This is a genomic window from Flavisolibacter ginsengisoli DSM 18119 (genome assembly GCF_900129295.1).
In the GTDB taxonomy this organism is placed as follows: Bacteria; Bacteroidota; Bacteroidia; order Chitinophagales; family Chitinophagaceae; genus Flavisolibacter; species Flavisolibacter ginsengisoli.
This window is the reverse complement of record NZ_FQUU01000025.1, coordinates 36,251-51,451: the sequence shown is the minus strand read 5'-3', so window position 1 is coordinate 51,451 and position 15,201 is coordinate 36,251. Positions and strand designations below refer to the sequence as shown.

13 protein-coding genes and 1 pseudogene are annotated in these 15,201 nt (G+C 41.7%); 9 read left to right on the top strand and 5 right to left on the bottom strand.

Annotated features, from left to right (window positions below; genetic code table 11):
- Positions 1 to 228: pseudogene (locus BUA53_RS19695) on the bottom strand (hypothetical protein); the annotation flags it as partial.
- A 229-nt stretch (positions 229 to 457) separates the two neighbouring features.
- On the opposite strand from BUA53_RS19695, the gene BUA53_RS19690 reads away from it, so the two are divergent.
- Positions 458 to 943: a YkgJ family cysteine cluster protein gene (locus BUA53_RS19690; protein WP_072837109.1), complete on the top strand. Its 486-nt coding sequence runs from the start codon at positions 458 to 460 to the stop codon at positions 941 to 943.
- Between the two features lie 78 nt (positions 944 to 1,021).
- Positions 1,022 to 1,315 carry a DUF4242 domain-containing protein gene (locus tag BUA53_RS19685; protein WP_072837108.1) on the top strand — a complete coding sequence of 98 codons (294 nt, stop codon included), beginning with the start codon at positions 1,022 to 1,024 and terminating at the stop codon, positions 1,313 to 1,315.
- Between the two features lie 27 nt (positions 1,316 to 1,342).
- Here the strand turns inward: BUA53_RS19685 and BUA53_RS19680 are convergent, their stop codons facing one another.
- The 4 genes from BUA53_RS19680 to folK form a co-directional block, all read right to left on the bottom strand.
- Positions 1,343 to 2,245: an MBL fold metallo-hydrolase gene (locus BUA53_RS19680; RefSeq protein ID WP_072837107.1), complete on the bottom strand. Its 903-nt coding sequence runs from the start codon at positions 2,243 to 2,245 to the stop codon at positions 1,343 to 1,345.
- A gap of 75 nt (positions 2,246 to 2,320) precedes the next feature.
- Positions 2,321 to 3,559, bottom strand: coding sequence for an MFS transporter (locus BUA53_RS19675; protein WP_072837117.1), 1,239 nt, complete (start codon positions 3,557 to 3,559; stop codon positions 2,321 to 2,323).
- Positions 3,560 to 3,864: 305 nt separating this feature from the next.
- A complete protein-coding gene (locus tag BUA53_RS19670) occupies positions 3,865 to 4,533 on the bottom strand; it encodes a deoxynucleoside kinase (protein ID WP_245793233.1) in 669 nt (222 codons plus the stop codon).
- A 103-nt stretch (positions 4,534 to 4,636) separates the two neighbouring features.
- Positions 4,637 to 5,119: a 2-amino-4-hydroxy-6-hydroxymethyldihydropteridine diphosphokinase gene (folK, locus tag BUA53_RS19665; protein ID WP_072837106.1), complete on the bottom strand. Its 483-nt coding sequence runs from the start codon at positions 5,117 to 5,119 to the stop codon at positions 4,637 to 4,639.
- 58 nt (positions 5,120 to 5,177) lie between these two features.
- On the opposite strand from folK, the gene sppA reads away from it, so the two are divergent.
- The 7 genes from sppA to BUA53_RS19630 all read left to right on the top strand — a co-directional run bounded on the left by sppA (position 5,178) and on the right by BUA53_RS19630 (position 15,182).
- The gene (sppA, locus tag BUA53_RS19660; RefSeq protein WP_072837105.1) at positions 5,178 to 6,929 is read left to right on the top strand and encodes a signal peptide peptidase SppA; all 1,752 of its coding nucleotides are present in this window, start codon (positions 5,178 to 5,180) and stop codon (positions 6,927 to 6,929) included.
- A gap of 139 nt (positions 6,930 to 7,068) precedes the next feature.
- Positions 7,069 to 8,175 carry an ABC transporter permease gene (locus tag BUA53_RS19655; protein ID WP_072837104.1) on the top strand — a complete coding sequence of 369 codons (1,107 nt, stop codon included), beginning with the start codon at positions 7,069 to 7,071 and terminating at the stop codon, positions 8,173 to 8,175.
- A gap of 10 nt (positions 8,176 to 8,185) precedes the next feature.
- Positions 8,186 to 8,653, top strand: a complete 468-nt coding sequence (locus BUA53_RS19650) for an SRPBCC family protein (protein WP_072837103.1) — start codon at positions 8,186 to 8,188, stop codon at positions 8,651 to 8,653.
- Positions 8,654 to 8,724: 71 nt separating this feature from the next.
- Entirely contained in the window at positions 8,725 to 11,844 is a 3,120-nt protein-coding gene (locus tag BUA53_RS19645; protein WP_072837102.1) for a SusC/RagA family TonB-linked outer membrane protein, read from the top strand.
- Between the two features lie 16 nt (positions 11,845 to 11,860).
- Positions 11,861 to 13,168 carry a RagB/SusD family nutrient uptake outer membrane protein gene (locus tag BUA53_RS19640; RefSeq protein ID WP_084080292.1) on the top strand — a complete coding sequence of 436 codons (1,308 nt, stop codon included), beginning with the start codon at positions 11,861 to 11,863 and terminating at the stop codon, positions 13,166 to 13,168.
- A gap of 120 nt (positions 13,169 to 13,288) precedes the next feature.
- Positions 13,289 to 13,849, top strand: coding sequence for an RNA polymerase sigma factor (locus BUA53_RS19635; RefSeq protein WP_072837100.1), 561 nt, complete (start codon positions 13,289 to 13,291; stop codon positions 13,847 to 13,849).
- Entirely contained in the window at positions 13,839 to 15,182 is a 1,344-nt protein-coding gene (locus BUA53_RS19630) for a hypothetical protein (RefSeq protein ID WP_072837099.1), read from the top strand. Before BUA53_RS19635 ends, BUA53_RS19630 begins: the two co-directional genes overlap by 11 nt.
- Positions 15,183 to 15,201 lie beyond the last annotated feature (19 nt).

The window sequence follows — 15,201 nt, the reverse complement described above, 5'->3', positions numbered from 1 at the left end:
AGCACCAGTTGGGGAGGACTGAGTAACCATGTCGATAGCATTTGAACCTGCAAGTTCCTTACGAAACTGCTTAACCCATTCACCAACAGTTTTTACCCGCTTAATATTAAATAGCTCTGCTGCCTCCAGGTAAGATAAACCCTTATCCAGAACAGTCCTTGCTACATGCATCTTAAAAGTTGGACTCCATACCCACCGCTTGCCGTGTTTTTTAATGAACCTTTCCATAAAATTGACAGTTTGTCTGTAAACTTTTTCTGGAACGAGACAAATAGATTTTCTACACTTTTCCGTCCATTTTAAAATTTAGGTAAACTATTGTTTATGCTTTTAGAGGAGAAATGAAATAAACATTATAAACCGTTGACAATCAAAATAATAAAATTTGAAGGTGGGTAATTGACTTTTAGAATGGCGTTTACCTATGTGTTAACGTTTGATTTCGGTTCTTTGCAACATGTCCGGCGACACTTTACATAACTGGCAGAAAAAAAGCAAGGAAAAGCAGAAGCAGTATAAGCAAATGCTGGAAAGGGCGGATAAAAATAAAGTATTGAAGCACCTGCCAGATCTTCATGAGGAAGCTTTTGAAAAAGTGGATTGCCTGAAATGTGCTGCCTGTTGTAAAAATTACTCCCCCCGTTTCAAAACCCCTGATGTTAAGCGTATCAGCAAATACCTGGGTATGAAGGAAAGTAATTTTATTGAAACCTACTTAAGGGTTGATGATGAAGGTGACTTTGTGGTGAAGTCTTCACCCTGCCCGTTTTTAGGGGAAGATAACCGCTGTTCTATATATGAGGAGCGACCTTCAGATTGCGCCCGGTTTCCCTATACTGATGAAGATGTGATCATTAAACGACAAAAGCTAACCCTTACTAATTCTACCTTTTGTCCTATTACCTACTATGTTTTGGAAGGGCTGCTTCAGAAATTAAAATAATTGTACTGCTGCCTGCATTTAAACCAGCATTCTATTGATAAATGATTTCGTAACTTTTAGGCATAAACTCCTAACTATATGCCACGTTATGTTATTGAAAGAGAAATTCCGGGGGCAGGTCAACTTTCCCAGGATCAACTGCAAGCTATAGCCCAAAAATCCTGTGATGTGATCAGCGACCTTGGACCAAAGATTCAATGGGTGGAAAGCTTTGTCACGGATGATAAGATCTATTGTGTTTATAATGCTCCTAATAAGGAAATCATAAAACAACACGCTGAACTAGGTGGCTTTCCTGCTAATCGTATAGAAGAGATCAGGAATGTAATAAGCCCTGTGACTGCTGAAAGTCGCGCAACAGTTGATTCCTAATGGAAATGTGTGGAGAAGGGTACTGATTTATTTTTTTTCGGTTAGTTCCTCATAAGCTGCAGTCAGCGGCCTGTCTATGCCTTGCCCGGTCCATTCAGTTACACCCGGGATACTGGTATTCTTAATGAATTCTTCCTTGCTGACGCCTTTTTTAATCTCTGCTTCGGCAAAGGAAAGCACCTTGCCAAGGTAGTCCTGGAATTTCTTCACATCTTCTATGGTTCCTGTTTCTTCTCCGGGGTTTAGTGAATGACCAAATATGATAATGGTATCCTTACCTGCCATTTTTAATATGCCATCGAGATCTTTGATCCAGTTGCCTATATTGGCCCCGGCTGACCTGTCTACAAAAGGATGTCGTTTATTGAACATCAGGTCTCCGGCATGAATAATATTTGCATTTTCAATGTGGTATACAGCATCTCCATTAGTATGACCGGGCCCGAAATATTCAGCTTTTATTTTTTCATCATCCAGCTTCAGCTTCCAGTCTTCCTTAAAGGTCATGTCAGGCAGCAATTGCTTATCCATCGTATTATTGGACTCAGCTACTCTTTTTTGATTTGCCTGGGAGTTCTCCTGTGCCACCACGTGTTCCACCAATCCCTTGTAAGTAATATTTCCGGCAGTATGGTCGCCGTGGTGGTGCGTATTTAAGAGGTAGAGAAAGTTTGCATGTTGTTGTTTCTTTAATTCATCTATTAAATGCCTGGAGGTGTCGGGGAATTGTGCATCAATAACTATAGTTCCATTTTTAGACAACAGGAAGCCAATGGTTCCTCCTCTTTCTGTGAAGATGCCCACATTATTGCGTAACATTTTTACCTGGAAGTCGCCGGTTTGCAGAATTGAGGCCATAGCTTTTTGTTGAAATAAAAGGCTGGCTGAAGCCAGGAGTGTTGTTTGATGAAGGAAATGCCTGCGATGCATGGAAAAAGGGTTTAATGATTACTATCGGCTATAAACCAGTAACAGGTTTACAGCCTAAAAGTTCAATGCCAGTTCTTAATATTCGAATTTACGTAAACCCGGAGCTTTTACCCATGAAACAATTGCAACCAATAAAGTCATTGACCCTCCAAAAACGACGGCTGGCACAGCTCCCATTAAGCGAGCTGTGAAACCACTTTCGAATTGCCCCAATTCATTGGAGGAATTAATGAACATGGAGTTTACAGAACTTACACGGCCCCGCATGACATCAGGTGTGGTAAGTTGCAATACAGTGCCGCGTATTACTACACTTATTCCATCCAGCATTCCTGCTATGACCAATGCAGCGAAGGAAAGCCAGTAGAAGCGGGAAATACCAAAAACAATGATGCACAGGCCAAAGCCGGCTACTACCATCATTAATGTTCTGCCCTGTTTTTTTAGTAGTGGGAAAAACGTTATGGTAATGATCATAATGATGGAACCAATGTCAATGGCAGCATTCAGCCAGCCAAAACCAATAGCACCTACTTTTAAAATGCGATCTGCAAATTCAGGAATCAATGCTACGGCTCCTCCAAACAGCACAGCGAAGAGATCAAGTGAGATGGCTCCTAAAAGGATCTTATGGTTAAATACAAATCTCAATCCTTCCTTCACACTGTCCCATGCCCTGATGGTGAGGTCGGTATGCAGTATTGGTTTCTTCTCAATTCTTGACAATATAAATGCTGCTACAAGGACGTATACAAGGATCACATAAAAAGTGGCATGTACACCAAGGAAAGCTATGAGAAAACCTGCACTTGCATGCCCCGTAATTGACGCTGCCAGCCAGGAAGTAGAACTGATGCTGGCGGCAAACTGCAGGTTCTCCCTTGGTACCAGTTGGGCAATAATGGCATTAGACGTAGGTCCTGCGAATGCCCTGATTATGCCTGTACAAAATACAATGGCATAAAACAACAAAGTAAGCTTTGATACTGATAGACCTGATTCCACTGAAGGCATGGTGATCACCAGCAGACCCAGTACGCAGGCTGAATAGGAAAGAATGCCTTTAAGCAGTAGTGTTCGCTTATCAGAACGGTCCACTACATGCCCTGCATATAAGGCCAGTGAAAAAACAGGAATAAATTCTGACAGCCCCACTATGCCGATGGCAAAGGAGCTTTTTGTTAAGTGAAATAATTTATAGGCAACTACTGTTGCTACCATGCGCAAGGCCATGGTATAAAAAAACCGGACGACTATATAATACCTAAACTCTTTATGGTTAAGTGGAGAAAGGCTAAGGGTTTTAAATTCCATGAGGGGCAAAGATAAAAGAGAACTAAAGTGAGAACTAAGATTTCTAAGATTGAAAGGATTATTGAGGAGGGATGGGAATATCGAACAGGCGAACAAGGAATATTGAATGATGAAGGATTGGGTTGAAGAGGCTTTTATATAGCAGTCATATTTTAGGTCAATAAAAGAAAAATTTTCAATGAACAATTTCAATGTTCAATTTTCAAGGAAGAGAGAACTTAGATTAATAGGATTGGGAAGGATTTTGAAGGTTACTCTAATAAAGGTCCAGGCTCCAGGCTCCGGACTCCCGACTCCCGACTCTATCAAGGCAGGCTAAGAAAATGCTGTCCTTCGGGGTATTCCTTATCGAGAGCATCGATGATCACATGTAGGTGCTCGGGGTTGCCGAGGAAGTCGGCATTGGAAACATCAACATAGATGGTCTTTAGATTATGTTGCTTGATGTAATGTGTATAGGTTTCCTGGATGCTGAAAAGATAATCGTCAGGGATCTGTTGTTCGTAGGGACGGTTTCGTTTCTTAATGTTTTGCTGAAGCTTTGCTACAGGGGCATGTAGGTAGATCAATATCTCCGGCTGCACCAGTTGCTGGTACATGATGTCAAACAGGCGTTGATACAGCCTGAACTCTTCTTCTGAAAGGTTGATCTTGGCAAATAACAGGCATTTGGTAAACAGGTAATCAGATATGGTGAGGTTTTGGAAAAGGTCTTTTTGCTGGATTAACTCTTTCAATTGCTTAAAACGTTCAGCCATGAAGAATAGCTCCAGCGGAAAGGCATATTGTTGCGGATTCTCATAAAACTTTGGAAGGAATGGATTGTCAGCAAACTGTTCCAGTACCAACCGTGCATTGAATTGCTTTGCAAGCAAATGTGACAAAGTGGTTTTACCCGCACCTATATTTCCTTCAATTGTAATAAATGTGTACTTCATATTATTGGCACCACACAGCCCTGTTGGCTGCTGCATTAAACCCTTGAAGGATGATTTGAAGATCTATCAGGGGTTTCAGTCAATCCTGGTCATTGTTTGTGGTCTGAGGCGGCAAAATAAAGATTGTTGGCGCACGTGGTCAATTAAATTTATTCACCACCAGCGGGTCTGCACATTCAGCCAGTAATTGCTTAATTGTTTTGTGTAATGAAGGGTGACAGAAAGTGGGCGCTATATCCTGCAGGCATTGGAGGGCAAAGCGGCGGTTCTGAATTTCGGGATGCGGAATTTTCAAATGAGGCGCGGAAACGATCTCGTTTCCATAGAACAGGATATCAATGTCTATAATCCTTGGGCCGTATTTTACATCCCTTTTCCTTCCAAGGCTTTCTTCAATCTGCAATAAGCAATGCAGTAGATCCTTTGGATTTAATTGAGTATCTATTTTTAAAGCCTGGTTAAGGAACTTATCCTGGTTGGTAAGTCCCCATGCTTCTGTTTCATAAATGGCAGAGGTTTCAAGTATTTTACCTGCATTTTTGCCTATTGCATCTTTAGCCTGGCGCAAATAATTGAACCTGTCGCCCATATTTCCACCTATCAGTAAATAAACTGAGTTCATATTTGTTTATTCAATAGGCATCAAATATCTTTTATTTTTGAAAACTGAATGAACCGATATGAGTAGCTTCTTTAAAATGTTCTTTGCTTCCCTGCTTTCTATCATAGTATTTTGCCTTGTTGCTATATTTCTTTTGCTGGCAGTAGTGAGCCAGTTCACTTCCAAGGAAAAACCTGATGTAGCCAAAAACTCTGTATTGGTGCTTGACCTAGGTCAGCATTTTAAGGAGCAACATGAATCACAACCACCATTTAATGCCCTTTCCCAGGAAGGTGAGGCACCGGGATTGTTTGATGTGGTGCGGTTGATACAACATGCCAGGGAAGATGATAATATAGCTGGTATTTACATTAAGGCTGATAACAATGCCAATAGTTTTGCCTCGAGCAATGAGATACGCAATGCTATTTTGGATTTTAAAAAGTCTAAGAAGTTTGTACTGGCCCAGGGTGATGTAATGTCACAGCAAGCCTACTTTATTGCCAGTGCGGCTGATAAAGTTTACGTTAATCCCTCAGGTCAATTAGATTGGACAGGTTATAGTGTCACTCTCCCGTTTTTAAAAGGCATGCTGGACAAGCTGGAAATAAAGGCGCAGATATTTTATGCCGGTAAGTTTAAAAGCGCTACGGAGATCTTCAGGGTGGATAAAATGACCCCTGAGAACAGGCTGCAGACGCTGGAATGGCTGGGGGATATGTATCGTTACTTCCTGGTGCAATCAGGTAAGTCAAGGGGTATAGACACAGCTACTTTACATGGGTTGGCCAACAATGCTGCCATACAAACTCCCCAGGATGCTGTTGCTCACAAATTGATAGATGGTGTAAGGTATGATGACCAGGTGAAGGATGAGATCAAGAAAAAGCTGGGAATAGGCAAATATGATAAGATGAATTTGCTTCCCATGAACAGCTACAATGAAAGCGTAAGCCTTAGAAAAACAGGAAGTGATCGCATTGCGGTGATCTATGCAGAAGGAGATATAGTGGATGGCCTGGGCTCAAACAATAATATAGGTGGAGATAATTTCCGTAATATCATCAGGAAAGTACGGTTGGATAAATCTGTCAAGGCTATTGTATTGAGGGTGAATTCCGGAGGGGGCAGCGCTTTGGCCAGTGAAAATATCTGGAGGGAATTGCAATTGGCCCGCGAAGATGGTAAGCCTGTAGTGGTAAGTTTTGGTGATGTGGCAGCATCAGGAGGTTATTATATTTCCTGTGGTGCTGACAGTATTTTTGCCAATCCCAATACCATCACGGGATCTATTGGCGTATTTGGTATCATACCTAATATGGAATCTTTTTTCAAGGATAAACTGGGAGTAACCTTTGATGGAGTGAAAACTGCTCCTTATGCGGATGCCGGAGGTGTGTACCGGCCCTTGAATGAGACAGAACAAAAACTGGTGCAGGCAGGGGTAGACCGTACCTACTTACAATTTAAACAAAGAGTGGCCCAGGGAAGGAAAAAGCAGATTACCTATATTGACAGTATTGCGCAGGGAAGGGTATGGAGTGGTGAAGATGCTTTACAGTTAGGACTGGTAGATAAACTGGGAAATTTGCAGGATGCTATAAATTGTGCCTCCCGCATGTCTAAACTGGAGAGTTATGGTATTAAAGAATTCCCGGAAAGACAAAGCTGGATCAACCAGTTTATCAATAAAAAGAAATCAGAACCAGAAGCTTTGATAAAGCAACAGGTGGGAGAGGAAAACTTCAGGATCTACCAGCAATTGATACGCATTAAAGAAATTACGGGATCAGTGCAGGCGAGACTGCCTTTTGATTTCATTACACATTAATACTACTTTTGCTGCGCTTATTTAGAGTTTGTAAGTAAGCCTGCCAGGAGAAAAAGGCAATAATGCACGACCTCCGGGGCTCTCTTATCAAATTGGGAAAAACCATAAACTCTTCATCAAAGCCATTTTACATTGTTACATGCCACAACCTTATAGCCAGGTCAGGGCCATGCTGGCCATAACAAAGGCAAGCCTGAAAGCTACTTTCAGAAGCCCGCAATCTATTTTTTTCAGTTTATTCTTTCCTATTGTTCTGATATGGATATTCGGGTCATTAGGAGGCAATGGTGCGCCAAAGGTGGATGTAGCCTGGGAAAAAGGTGTTGATAGCAATAACCTTGTTTCCAAAGCGCTGCTGCATAATCCCGTTCTCCATTTTGTAGACGAAAACAAAAAAGATGTAGAAGATGAACTAAGAAAAGGTAGGGTAACAGCTGTGATCAGTGTTACCAGGCACAGGGATACGGCACAACATGCACCCTATGATATTCACCTGCGCACCTCGCCGGCAGCGCAGAAAGATTTCGGGTTGTTGATATCTGCGCTCAATTCAAGCATAGCAGGCATAGACAACACAACCTACGCGAACCGGCCCACCATTGCTACGGTAAGCCAAACCATGATAGAAGGAGGAAGGAGATACCGGATGATCGATTTCTTTTTACCGGGTATGATAGGGTTTTCGTTGATTGGGGCTGCTGTTTTTGGAATTGCCTTCAGCTTTTATTCTTTAAGGGAAACCCTGGTATTAAAGCGGATGTATTCCACACCCGTAAAAAAGCAATACATCATTTTGGGTGAAAGCCTGGCAAAAGTGCTTTTCCAGTTAATGACAGTTGTTGTGTTGATCGCGTTTGGATATTATGGTTATCATTTTACGCTTGCCAATGGATTTTTCACTTTCATGGATATGATCTTTTTGAGCTTCCTGGCATTGCTTGTATTTATGGGTTTCGGTTTTTTTATAACAGGCATTGCAAAGAACCAGAATGTCATTCCTATATATGCTAACCTGTTCATGTTCCCCCAGTATTTTTTATCTGGAACATTTTTCTCCAAAACTGCGCTTCCGGCATTTTTGCAACCTATTATCCAATTCCTTCCCCTGACAGCGTTGAATGATGCTATGCGCAATGTGGCCTTTGAGGGTGCTTCATTGTCAAGCTGCTGGCCGCAGGTACTAATACTTTCAGTTTGGGGGATATTTATATATGCTATCACAGCGAGAGTTTTTCGCTGGGAATAAATTACCAATTGTGCAACTGATAAAACTTGGCTTAATAAGTATAGTTTTTTTGTTCCTGGTCATTACAGGTATTTCATTGCTCATTCCTTCACATATCAGGCTTTCAAAGGCTATCAATATGGGAGGCACTAATGAATCGATCCTCTATTACGTAAGGAACAAAAATACCTGGCCACAATGGCATCCTGCTTTTATGCAGGATACTTCTAATCGTAATAGCAACATGGTCATTACACCCAGGCTGGATAACGACTCAGAGGTATTGTACCAGATGCAACTTCCCGGAAAGAGACCGATAATGAGCGGTTGGAAGGTTTACCACCATGCTTCTACAGATTCGTTAACACTTCAATGGTATATGGATTTTCATTTGCCCTGGTATCCCTGGCAAAAATTTGGTAGCCTGCTTTATGAAGGTACATATGGAAGGATGATGGAACAAGGCCTGAACAATTTGAAAAAGCTATCCAATAATTAGTATAGATGGTAGACTTGTTTTCTTAGAAAGCAGTAATTTAACTGAAGATTCTTCATTAAAACTGCTTTTATATGATTGAACACTCTGCTATTTCCAGGAGACATAGACATGTTTCCCTACTATTACTATTTCAATGTTTATCATTATTGCTTTGGTCCCAGGTGCGTATCAGCGGTAAAGTGACCAACGAAGAAAATAAGGGGATACCTGACATCTCTGTCACGGTTCGCAATACTACTTTAGGCACAGCAACGGATGCATCGGGTAATTATTCATTACAATCCAATCTAAAGCCGGGGAATTACGAGCTTATTTTCTCGGGAGTGGGATTTAAAGGTGCAACAAGATCTTTGCAGGTAAGTGGCGATGGGTCTTATACCGCAGATGCACAGTTGACGCAGGACTTTCTGAAAATGGATGAAGTAGTGGTTACGGGTACTTCCCAGGGAACTACACGGCGTCAACTAGGAAGTTATATTAGTACTGTAAAAGCCGATGAGTTAACAAAAGGCGCAACAGGCAATGTATTGGCAGCTTTACAAGGCAAAACCGCAGGTGCCCAGATCATACAGAATAGTGGTGACCCTGGTGGAGGTATATCTGTCAGATTAAGAGGTATCAGTTCCATCAGCAGTTCTTCTGAGCCCCTGTACATTGTAGATGGGATCATTGTGAATAATGCTACTACGCGGGTTACGAATACTTCCGGCAATTATGATGGACAAAATTTTGTGGGCACCATTGGTCAAAACAGGTTGGCAGATATTAATCCTGCTGATATTGAAAGGATAGAAGTTTTAAATGGTGCGGCTGCTGCAGCCATATATGGATCAAGGGCCAATGCGGGGGTAGTGCAGATCTTTACCAAGCGTGGAAGTGCAGGAGCGCCGGTGGTGAGCTTTTCTACCAGCATCATGCGCAACGAACTAAGAAAAAAGGTTCCGGTAAATAATTCCCCGGTTAAGTTTGGTGGTTCACCAGATGTTTTTACCCAGGATGTGATCACGACACCCCTGCAAACAACTACAACTCCTGTAACCCGTTACGATTACCAGGATTATATATTCCGCAAAGGTATAGGCACCGATAACAATGTTTCTGTAAGTGGTGGACGCGACAGAACCAAGTATTATGTTTCAGGTTCCTATTTTTATAACCAAGGCATTGTAAGAAATACTGATTTTAAAAGATACAGTTTCAGAAGTAACCTGGACCAGGCTTTAAATGATAAGGTCAGTTTTACCCTGGGTCTCAACTATATCAATAGCAGTTCCAATGAAAAGCCTGATGGCAATTCTTTCTTCTCTCCACTCAACTCCATCAACATCATTGGAAACTTCCACGACATATTTGCCAGGGATGCATTAGGTAATATTAAAGCAATCGGTGAAAGGCAACGAGTGAACCCGGTTTCTGTAATTGAAGACATCAGGCAACGCCAGGAAACCAATCGTATACTGGCCAATGCAGGATTAAAGATCAAGCCTTTCAGGAACTTTACTATTGACTACACTATGGGCATTGATAATTATACCCAGAATGGTAAAACATTAATTCCTCCTTTTGCCTATCCTGTTAATACCGGGTTTTATGGAGGGGGAATAAGCCTTGACCCCGCTCAGAATGGTTATGCCAGCACTGCTACAAGTACTTATTTCCAGATCAATAATGAGCTTAATGGCACTTACAACCTGGATATCACAAAAGATCTCGCTTCCACTACACAGGTTGGATACTCATTGCAATATGAAAAGTCTACTTACTCCTTATTACAGGGAAGAGGTTTGGCACCTTTTGTAGAAACAGTAAATGGGGCCAGTACAACCTTACCTTCAACAGATGCCCGTGGTGAATTGTCCATATCCGGGGGTTATGTACAGCAAAACTTTAAATACAAAAATCATTTATTCCTGACAGGCGCAGTCAGGGTGGATGGATCATCGGTATTTGGTGAAAATGAACGTAACCAGGTGTACCTGAAAGGCAGTGGAAGCTATATGGTTTCAGGTACCGATTTCTGGGCCAGTTCAGGATTGAATAAATGGTGGGACCTTTTAAAACTCAGGGTAGCCTATGGTCAATCAGGAAACCTTACAGGTATTGGTGCCTATGATCGATTTAATAGTTATTCCAGCATTGCCTTCCTGGGCAAGACTTCCTTCTTTTCCAGTTCAACATTGGCCAATACGCATGTAAAACCTGAACGCCAGCAGGAAACAGAGTATGGCGTTGACATGGCTTTTTTAAACAACCGTTTTGGACTGCAGTTCAACTATTACATCAAAAAGGTCAGTGATCTGTTGATTAACCGCGTGATAGCACCAACACAAGGATTTTCTAACCTTCTTGACAACTTTGGTTCATTGCAGAACAAGGGGTTTGAAGTGGTTGTAAACGTTGCTCCCGTAAGGAAGACCGACCTGCACTGGGATATCACAGGCATCTTTAACCATAACCGTAATAAGGCAGTAAAGATCGGCCAGGCATTGACTTTATTGAGCACCAACGGTGGGGCGCCTGTAGCCATTTTAGAAGGGCAACCTATTGGCGTATTCTATGGTACATTCTTCGCTGTTGACAATAATGGCAACCAGATAAAGAATCCTACGGGTATACCTCTTACCGAACGGGGAATTCAAAATTCCCCTCTGGTTTACACACCCCAAAGGGATGCTAACGGACTGCCTTTGACCACAGGTACTGTTGTATTAAGAAAGGTTATCGGTGATCCTAATCCTGATTATACTGCAAGCCTGGTAAATGAGGTAGGTTATAAAAAATTGAGCCTGCGGGTTCAGCTGGATGCCGTTCATGGTGTAGATGTGTTTAATGCCGACTGGCGCACCAGGCAGGGTGTAGGTAATGGAAAGGTGGCAGAACAGGAACAGAAAGGTGAGATCCCAAGAGGTTATGTGATAGGCGTATACGGAATTGAACAATGGCGTATTGATGATGGATCGTTTGTAAAACTGCGTGAAGTATCACTAGGTTATTCCTTTGGAAAGATCAGGAATATTTTCCAGGACCTTAGTATCTCCCTAAGTGGAAGGAATCTTATTTCCTGGGATAATTACAAAGGATACGATCCCGAAGTAAATGCCGGAGGCCAAAGCACCATATTAAGGGGTATTGATTTTGGTGCCGTACCTATTCCACGTACCTATAGTTTTGGAATTCAAGCCAAATTTTAATTCTAAATCAATGCAGATGATACATAAACACTCAACATATTTTTATTCAGTACTGCTTTTATCAGTATTGTCATTTGCTTCCTGTAAAAAGGATTATTCTGATCCCTCAAGAGCAACGGAGGACAAGGTTCTTTCCTCACCTGGTGGGTTAACAGGTGTTGCCGTGGGTTTGCAACGCACCTATTCCCTGGGGCGCGCCAGTTCGCTTTATAATATTGTTTCAATAAATGGATTGGTAACCAAAGAGCTGGTTTTACTGAATCCTGGTAATTTGCCTGAATACCAATTGGCACAGGGCGGGGCACAGGTAGATGGTACCAATACTATGCTGGCAGGCCTATGGACCTCCAGCAACAAGATCATTTATGACGCTGATAACGTGATCAGTAAGGCTGCTGGTTTGGCCGATAAGAATTATGCAAGCGGTTTGATCGGGTATGCTTCTATTTTCAAGGCTTTATCCTTAGGTGCTTTATCCATGTTTTGGGAAAAGATCCCTGAAGGAATAGGACAGAATGTAGGATTTATTTCCAGGATGGATGGATATGCAAAAGCCATTAAAGTGATAGATGATGCCCTGGCAGCAATTAATGCCAATCCTATCAGTGCTTCTTTCACTTCCAGCATACCGGCTGGTATTGACATTGTTAACACTTTGCAGGCCTTAAAAGCAAGGTATTCTTTGTTTAGTGGTAATTATACCCAGGCATTAACCGCAGCTAATGCTGTGGACCTGACCAAAAAATCTGTGCTGAATTTTGAAGCTGCCAATCCAAACCCCATTTATGATGTAGCGGGGTCAAACTTTAATGTTTACCAGCCTGTTGGTCCTGATATGGGATTGCCAACCGGTTTAAAACCAGATGCGGCAGATATGCGTGTCCCTTTTTATATGGTTCCCAGCGGGTCACCTGCCACACCTTATGCCATGAAGGGATTTGCTGCTGCCACTACTACACCTTTCCCCATATACCTTCCGGGAGAAATTACACTAATTAAAGCAGAAGCTTATGCCAGGATGAATCCACCTGACCTGACCAACGCCCTGGCAGAGTTGAACAAGGTGGTGACAAAAACACCCGCCAGTGATCCTTTTGGTGTGGGTGCCAATCTTCCACCTTTAACAGGTCCCTATACCCAGGCAGAAATTCTTGACCTGATCTATAAATTCCGGAGCATAGAATTGTATATGTCCGGGTTAAGGATTGAAGATGAGCGTCGTTTCAACAGGCCTAATGCAGAAAGGACCCGGAATTTTATGCCCTATCCATTCAGGGAAAGGGATAATAATCCTTCATTGAATTTTCCTGATCCAAGCTTTTAATGTATCACTTTGATTAAATATGATAGGTTGCTTTCGGGCAACCTTTTTTATTTGTACTTTATTTTCATAATGCTGCAACGCTTTTGTAGCCAGTGTTGTCAAGGCATCGTATAGCTATTCATGGATCATTATGCATTAGTAAAAGACTGCCTCAAGGGGAAACCTTCAGCCCAAAAGCAATTGTACGACCAATTTGCAGGGCTTATGCTTAGCGTGTGTTACCGCTATACCAAGTCTATGGCCGATGCAGAAGATGTGTTGCAGGAAGGATTTGTAAAGGTTTTCCTGAACCTGCACCAATATAAGTTCCAGGGTGAACTGGGTGGCTGGATCCGCAGGATCATGGTAACTACTGCCATTAATTATTTAAAACGCAATGCCAGGTACCAGAGTGAGCTGATTTTTACTGAAGATCATTTACATATTGTAAACAATGACCATCACCCTGAAGTAAAGCTCCAGGCAAAAGAATTAGCCGACCTGGTACGGCAATTACCTCCCGGATACCAAACCATTTTCAACTTATATGCTGTGGAAGGATATAATCATGTGGAGATTGGGAAAATGCTGGGCATTAGGGAAAGTACATCCAGGTCGCAATATGCCCGTGCCAGGGCCTTATTGATCCAATGGATAGAGCAATTGAATAATGATATAAAAAAGACGGCATATGCCAAATAATTTTGAAAAGCAGGTAAAGGAAAAAATGGACGAACTGACATTCGTTCCAACTGCACCTGTCTGGGAGCAAATTCAAAAGCAGATCCGTGCAAAAAAAGAACGCAGAAGGTTCTTATTGTGGTTGCCTATTATTATTCTGCTAACAGGATCTTGCATTTTGATGTTAAGAAATGGAAAATCTCATATAGATAATAGAGGTACTGTTGCCATAGAAAACAGGACAAATAATTTTTCAACACCAAATTATAAAGAAAAGAGAATCCGTAAGAATGATTTGGTTAACACAGGAAAAGACCGGACTAATACAATTTTTCCTGTCACCGATATTTTACAAAAGCATCGGGTTGTAAGAATTAATAACAGTAATAGGTATTCACGTGCTCTACATCGCAAGAATGCAAAAGAGTTTAGAAATAGCATTGCTAATAAGCCAGGAGCAGAACCGTTGACAAGATTATTACAAACAGATGAGCCTACTCCTGGGCTTGATAACAATGAATATATTTCCAGGCCCCCCGTTCCTTATATTTCAGAACGCTTATTGATCCATGCCAGACTCAACTTGTTGATAGATAGTGTAAAGCCAAGACAAGTTATACCTGGATTATTCATTTCAATTGATACCCCTCTGGCAAAGGCAAAACAAATTCTAAATACCAAGTGGCAAATGGGCATCATTGCCAGTGCAGGCTTTTCAGGGCTCAGTAAAGGATTTCATGTTTTTCCTGCTTCTATGCAGGCAGATGTTGGTTCAGTTTCAGGTAGTAATAACTATAATGGATACAGGAACTCCCCGGTTACAAAAAATCATGCTTATGCAATAGGGGCACGTGCCAAAAGGAATTTGTCTTCACGGGTATCCTTTGCTTTGGGTGTTGATTATAGTTATTACAGTACGCAGATAAAGGTCGGTCAGAAATTACAGGATACGCTTATTGGATTGAACAATAGCCCCAGCCGTTCTTATATGGGTTATGGACCTGATTTGCAGAATTATTCAAATCAATATCATTTCTTATCACTTCCGGTTTCATTGGAGTGGAAAACAGGTGTCCATATACCACTATACCTTGAGGCCAGTTTTTCTTTGCAACAAATGATACACACCAATGGGTTGATTTTTAATAGTAGGACTGGTAATTATTATACAGATCAATCCGCTCATAATAAAACACAGTTGATGACAGGGCTGGGACTTTACTATGAGTTGCTGCGCTCATCTTTATTCTTTGGGCCGCAGGCACAATTTGGACTACGCCAAATGGAAAAGAATGGTTCCTCCAACCATTTAGTGTATGCTGGTTTGCAAGCACATTTCTTTTTTAAAAAATAATACATAACGCACGCAACGG

Bases quoted from the DNA above. Each gene is read 5' to 3' on its own strand.
- BUA53_RS19685 (WP_072837108.1), top strand. From the start codon at position 1,022: ATGCCACGTTATGTTATTGAAAGAGAAATTCCGGGGGCAGGTCAACTT.
- BUA53_RS19655 (WP_072837104.1), top strand. From the start codon at position 7,069: ATGCCACAACCTTATAGCCAGGTCAGGGCCATGCTGGCCATAACAAAG.
- BUA53_RS19640 (WP_084080292.1), top strand. From the start codon at position 11,861: ATGATACATAAACACTCAACATATTTTTATTCAGTACTGCTTTTATCA.
- BUA53_RS19670 (WP_245793233.1), bottom strand. From the start codon at position 4,533: ATGCAGCAGCCAACAGGGCTGTGTGGTGCCAATAATATGAAGTACACA.
- BUA53_RS19630 (WP_072837099.1), top strand. From the start codon at position 13,839: ATGCCAAATAATTTTGAAAAGCAGGTAAAGGAAAAAATGGACGAACTG.
- sppA (WP_072837105.1), top strand. From the start codon at position 5,178: ATGAGTAGCTTCTTTAAAATGTTCTTTGCTTCCCTGCTTTCTATCATA.
- BUA53_RS19645 (WP_072837102.1), top strand. From the start codon at position 8,725: ATGATTGAACACTCTGCTATTTCCAGGAGACATAGACATGTTTCCCTA.
- BUA53_RS19675 (WP_072837117.1), bottom strand. From the start codon at position 3,559: ATGGAATTTAAAACCCTTAGCCTTTCTCCACTTAACCATAAAGAGTTT.
- folK (WP_072837106.1), bottom strand. From the start codon at position 5,119: ATGAACTCAGTTTATTTACTGATAGGTGGAAATATGGGCGACAGGTTC.
- BUA53_RS19635 (WP_072837100.1), top strand. From the start codon at position 13,289: ATGGATCATTATGCATTAGTAAAAGACTGCCTCAAGGGGAAACCTTCA.
- BUA53_RS19690 (WP_072837109.1), top strand. From the start codon at position 458: ATGTCCGGCGACACTTTACATAACTGGCAGAAAAAAAGCAAGGAAAAG.
- BUA53_RS19680 (WP_072837107.1), bottom strand. From the start codon at position 2,245: ATGCATCGCAGGCATTTCCTTCATCAAACAACACTCCTGGCTTCAGCC.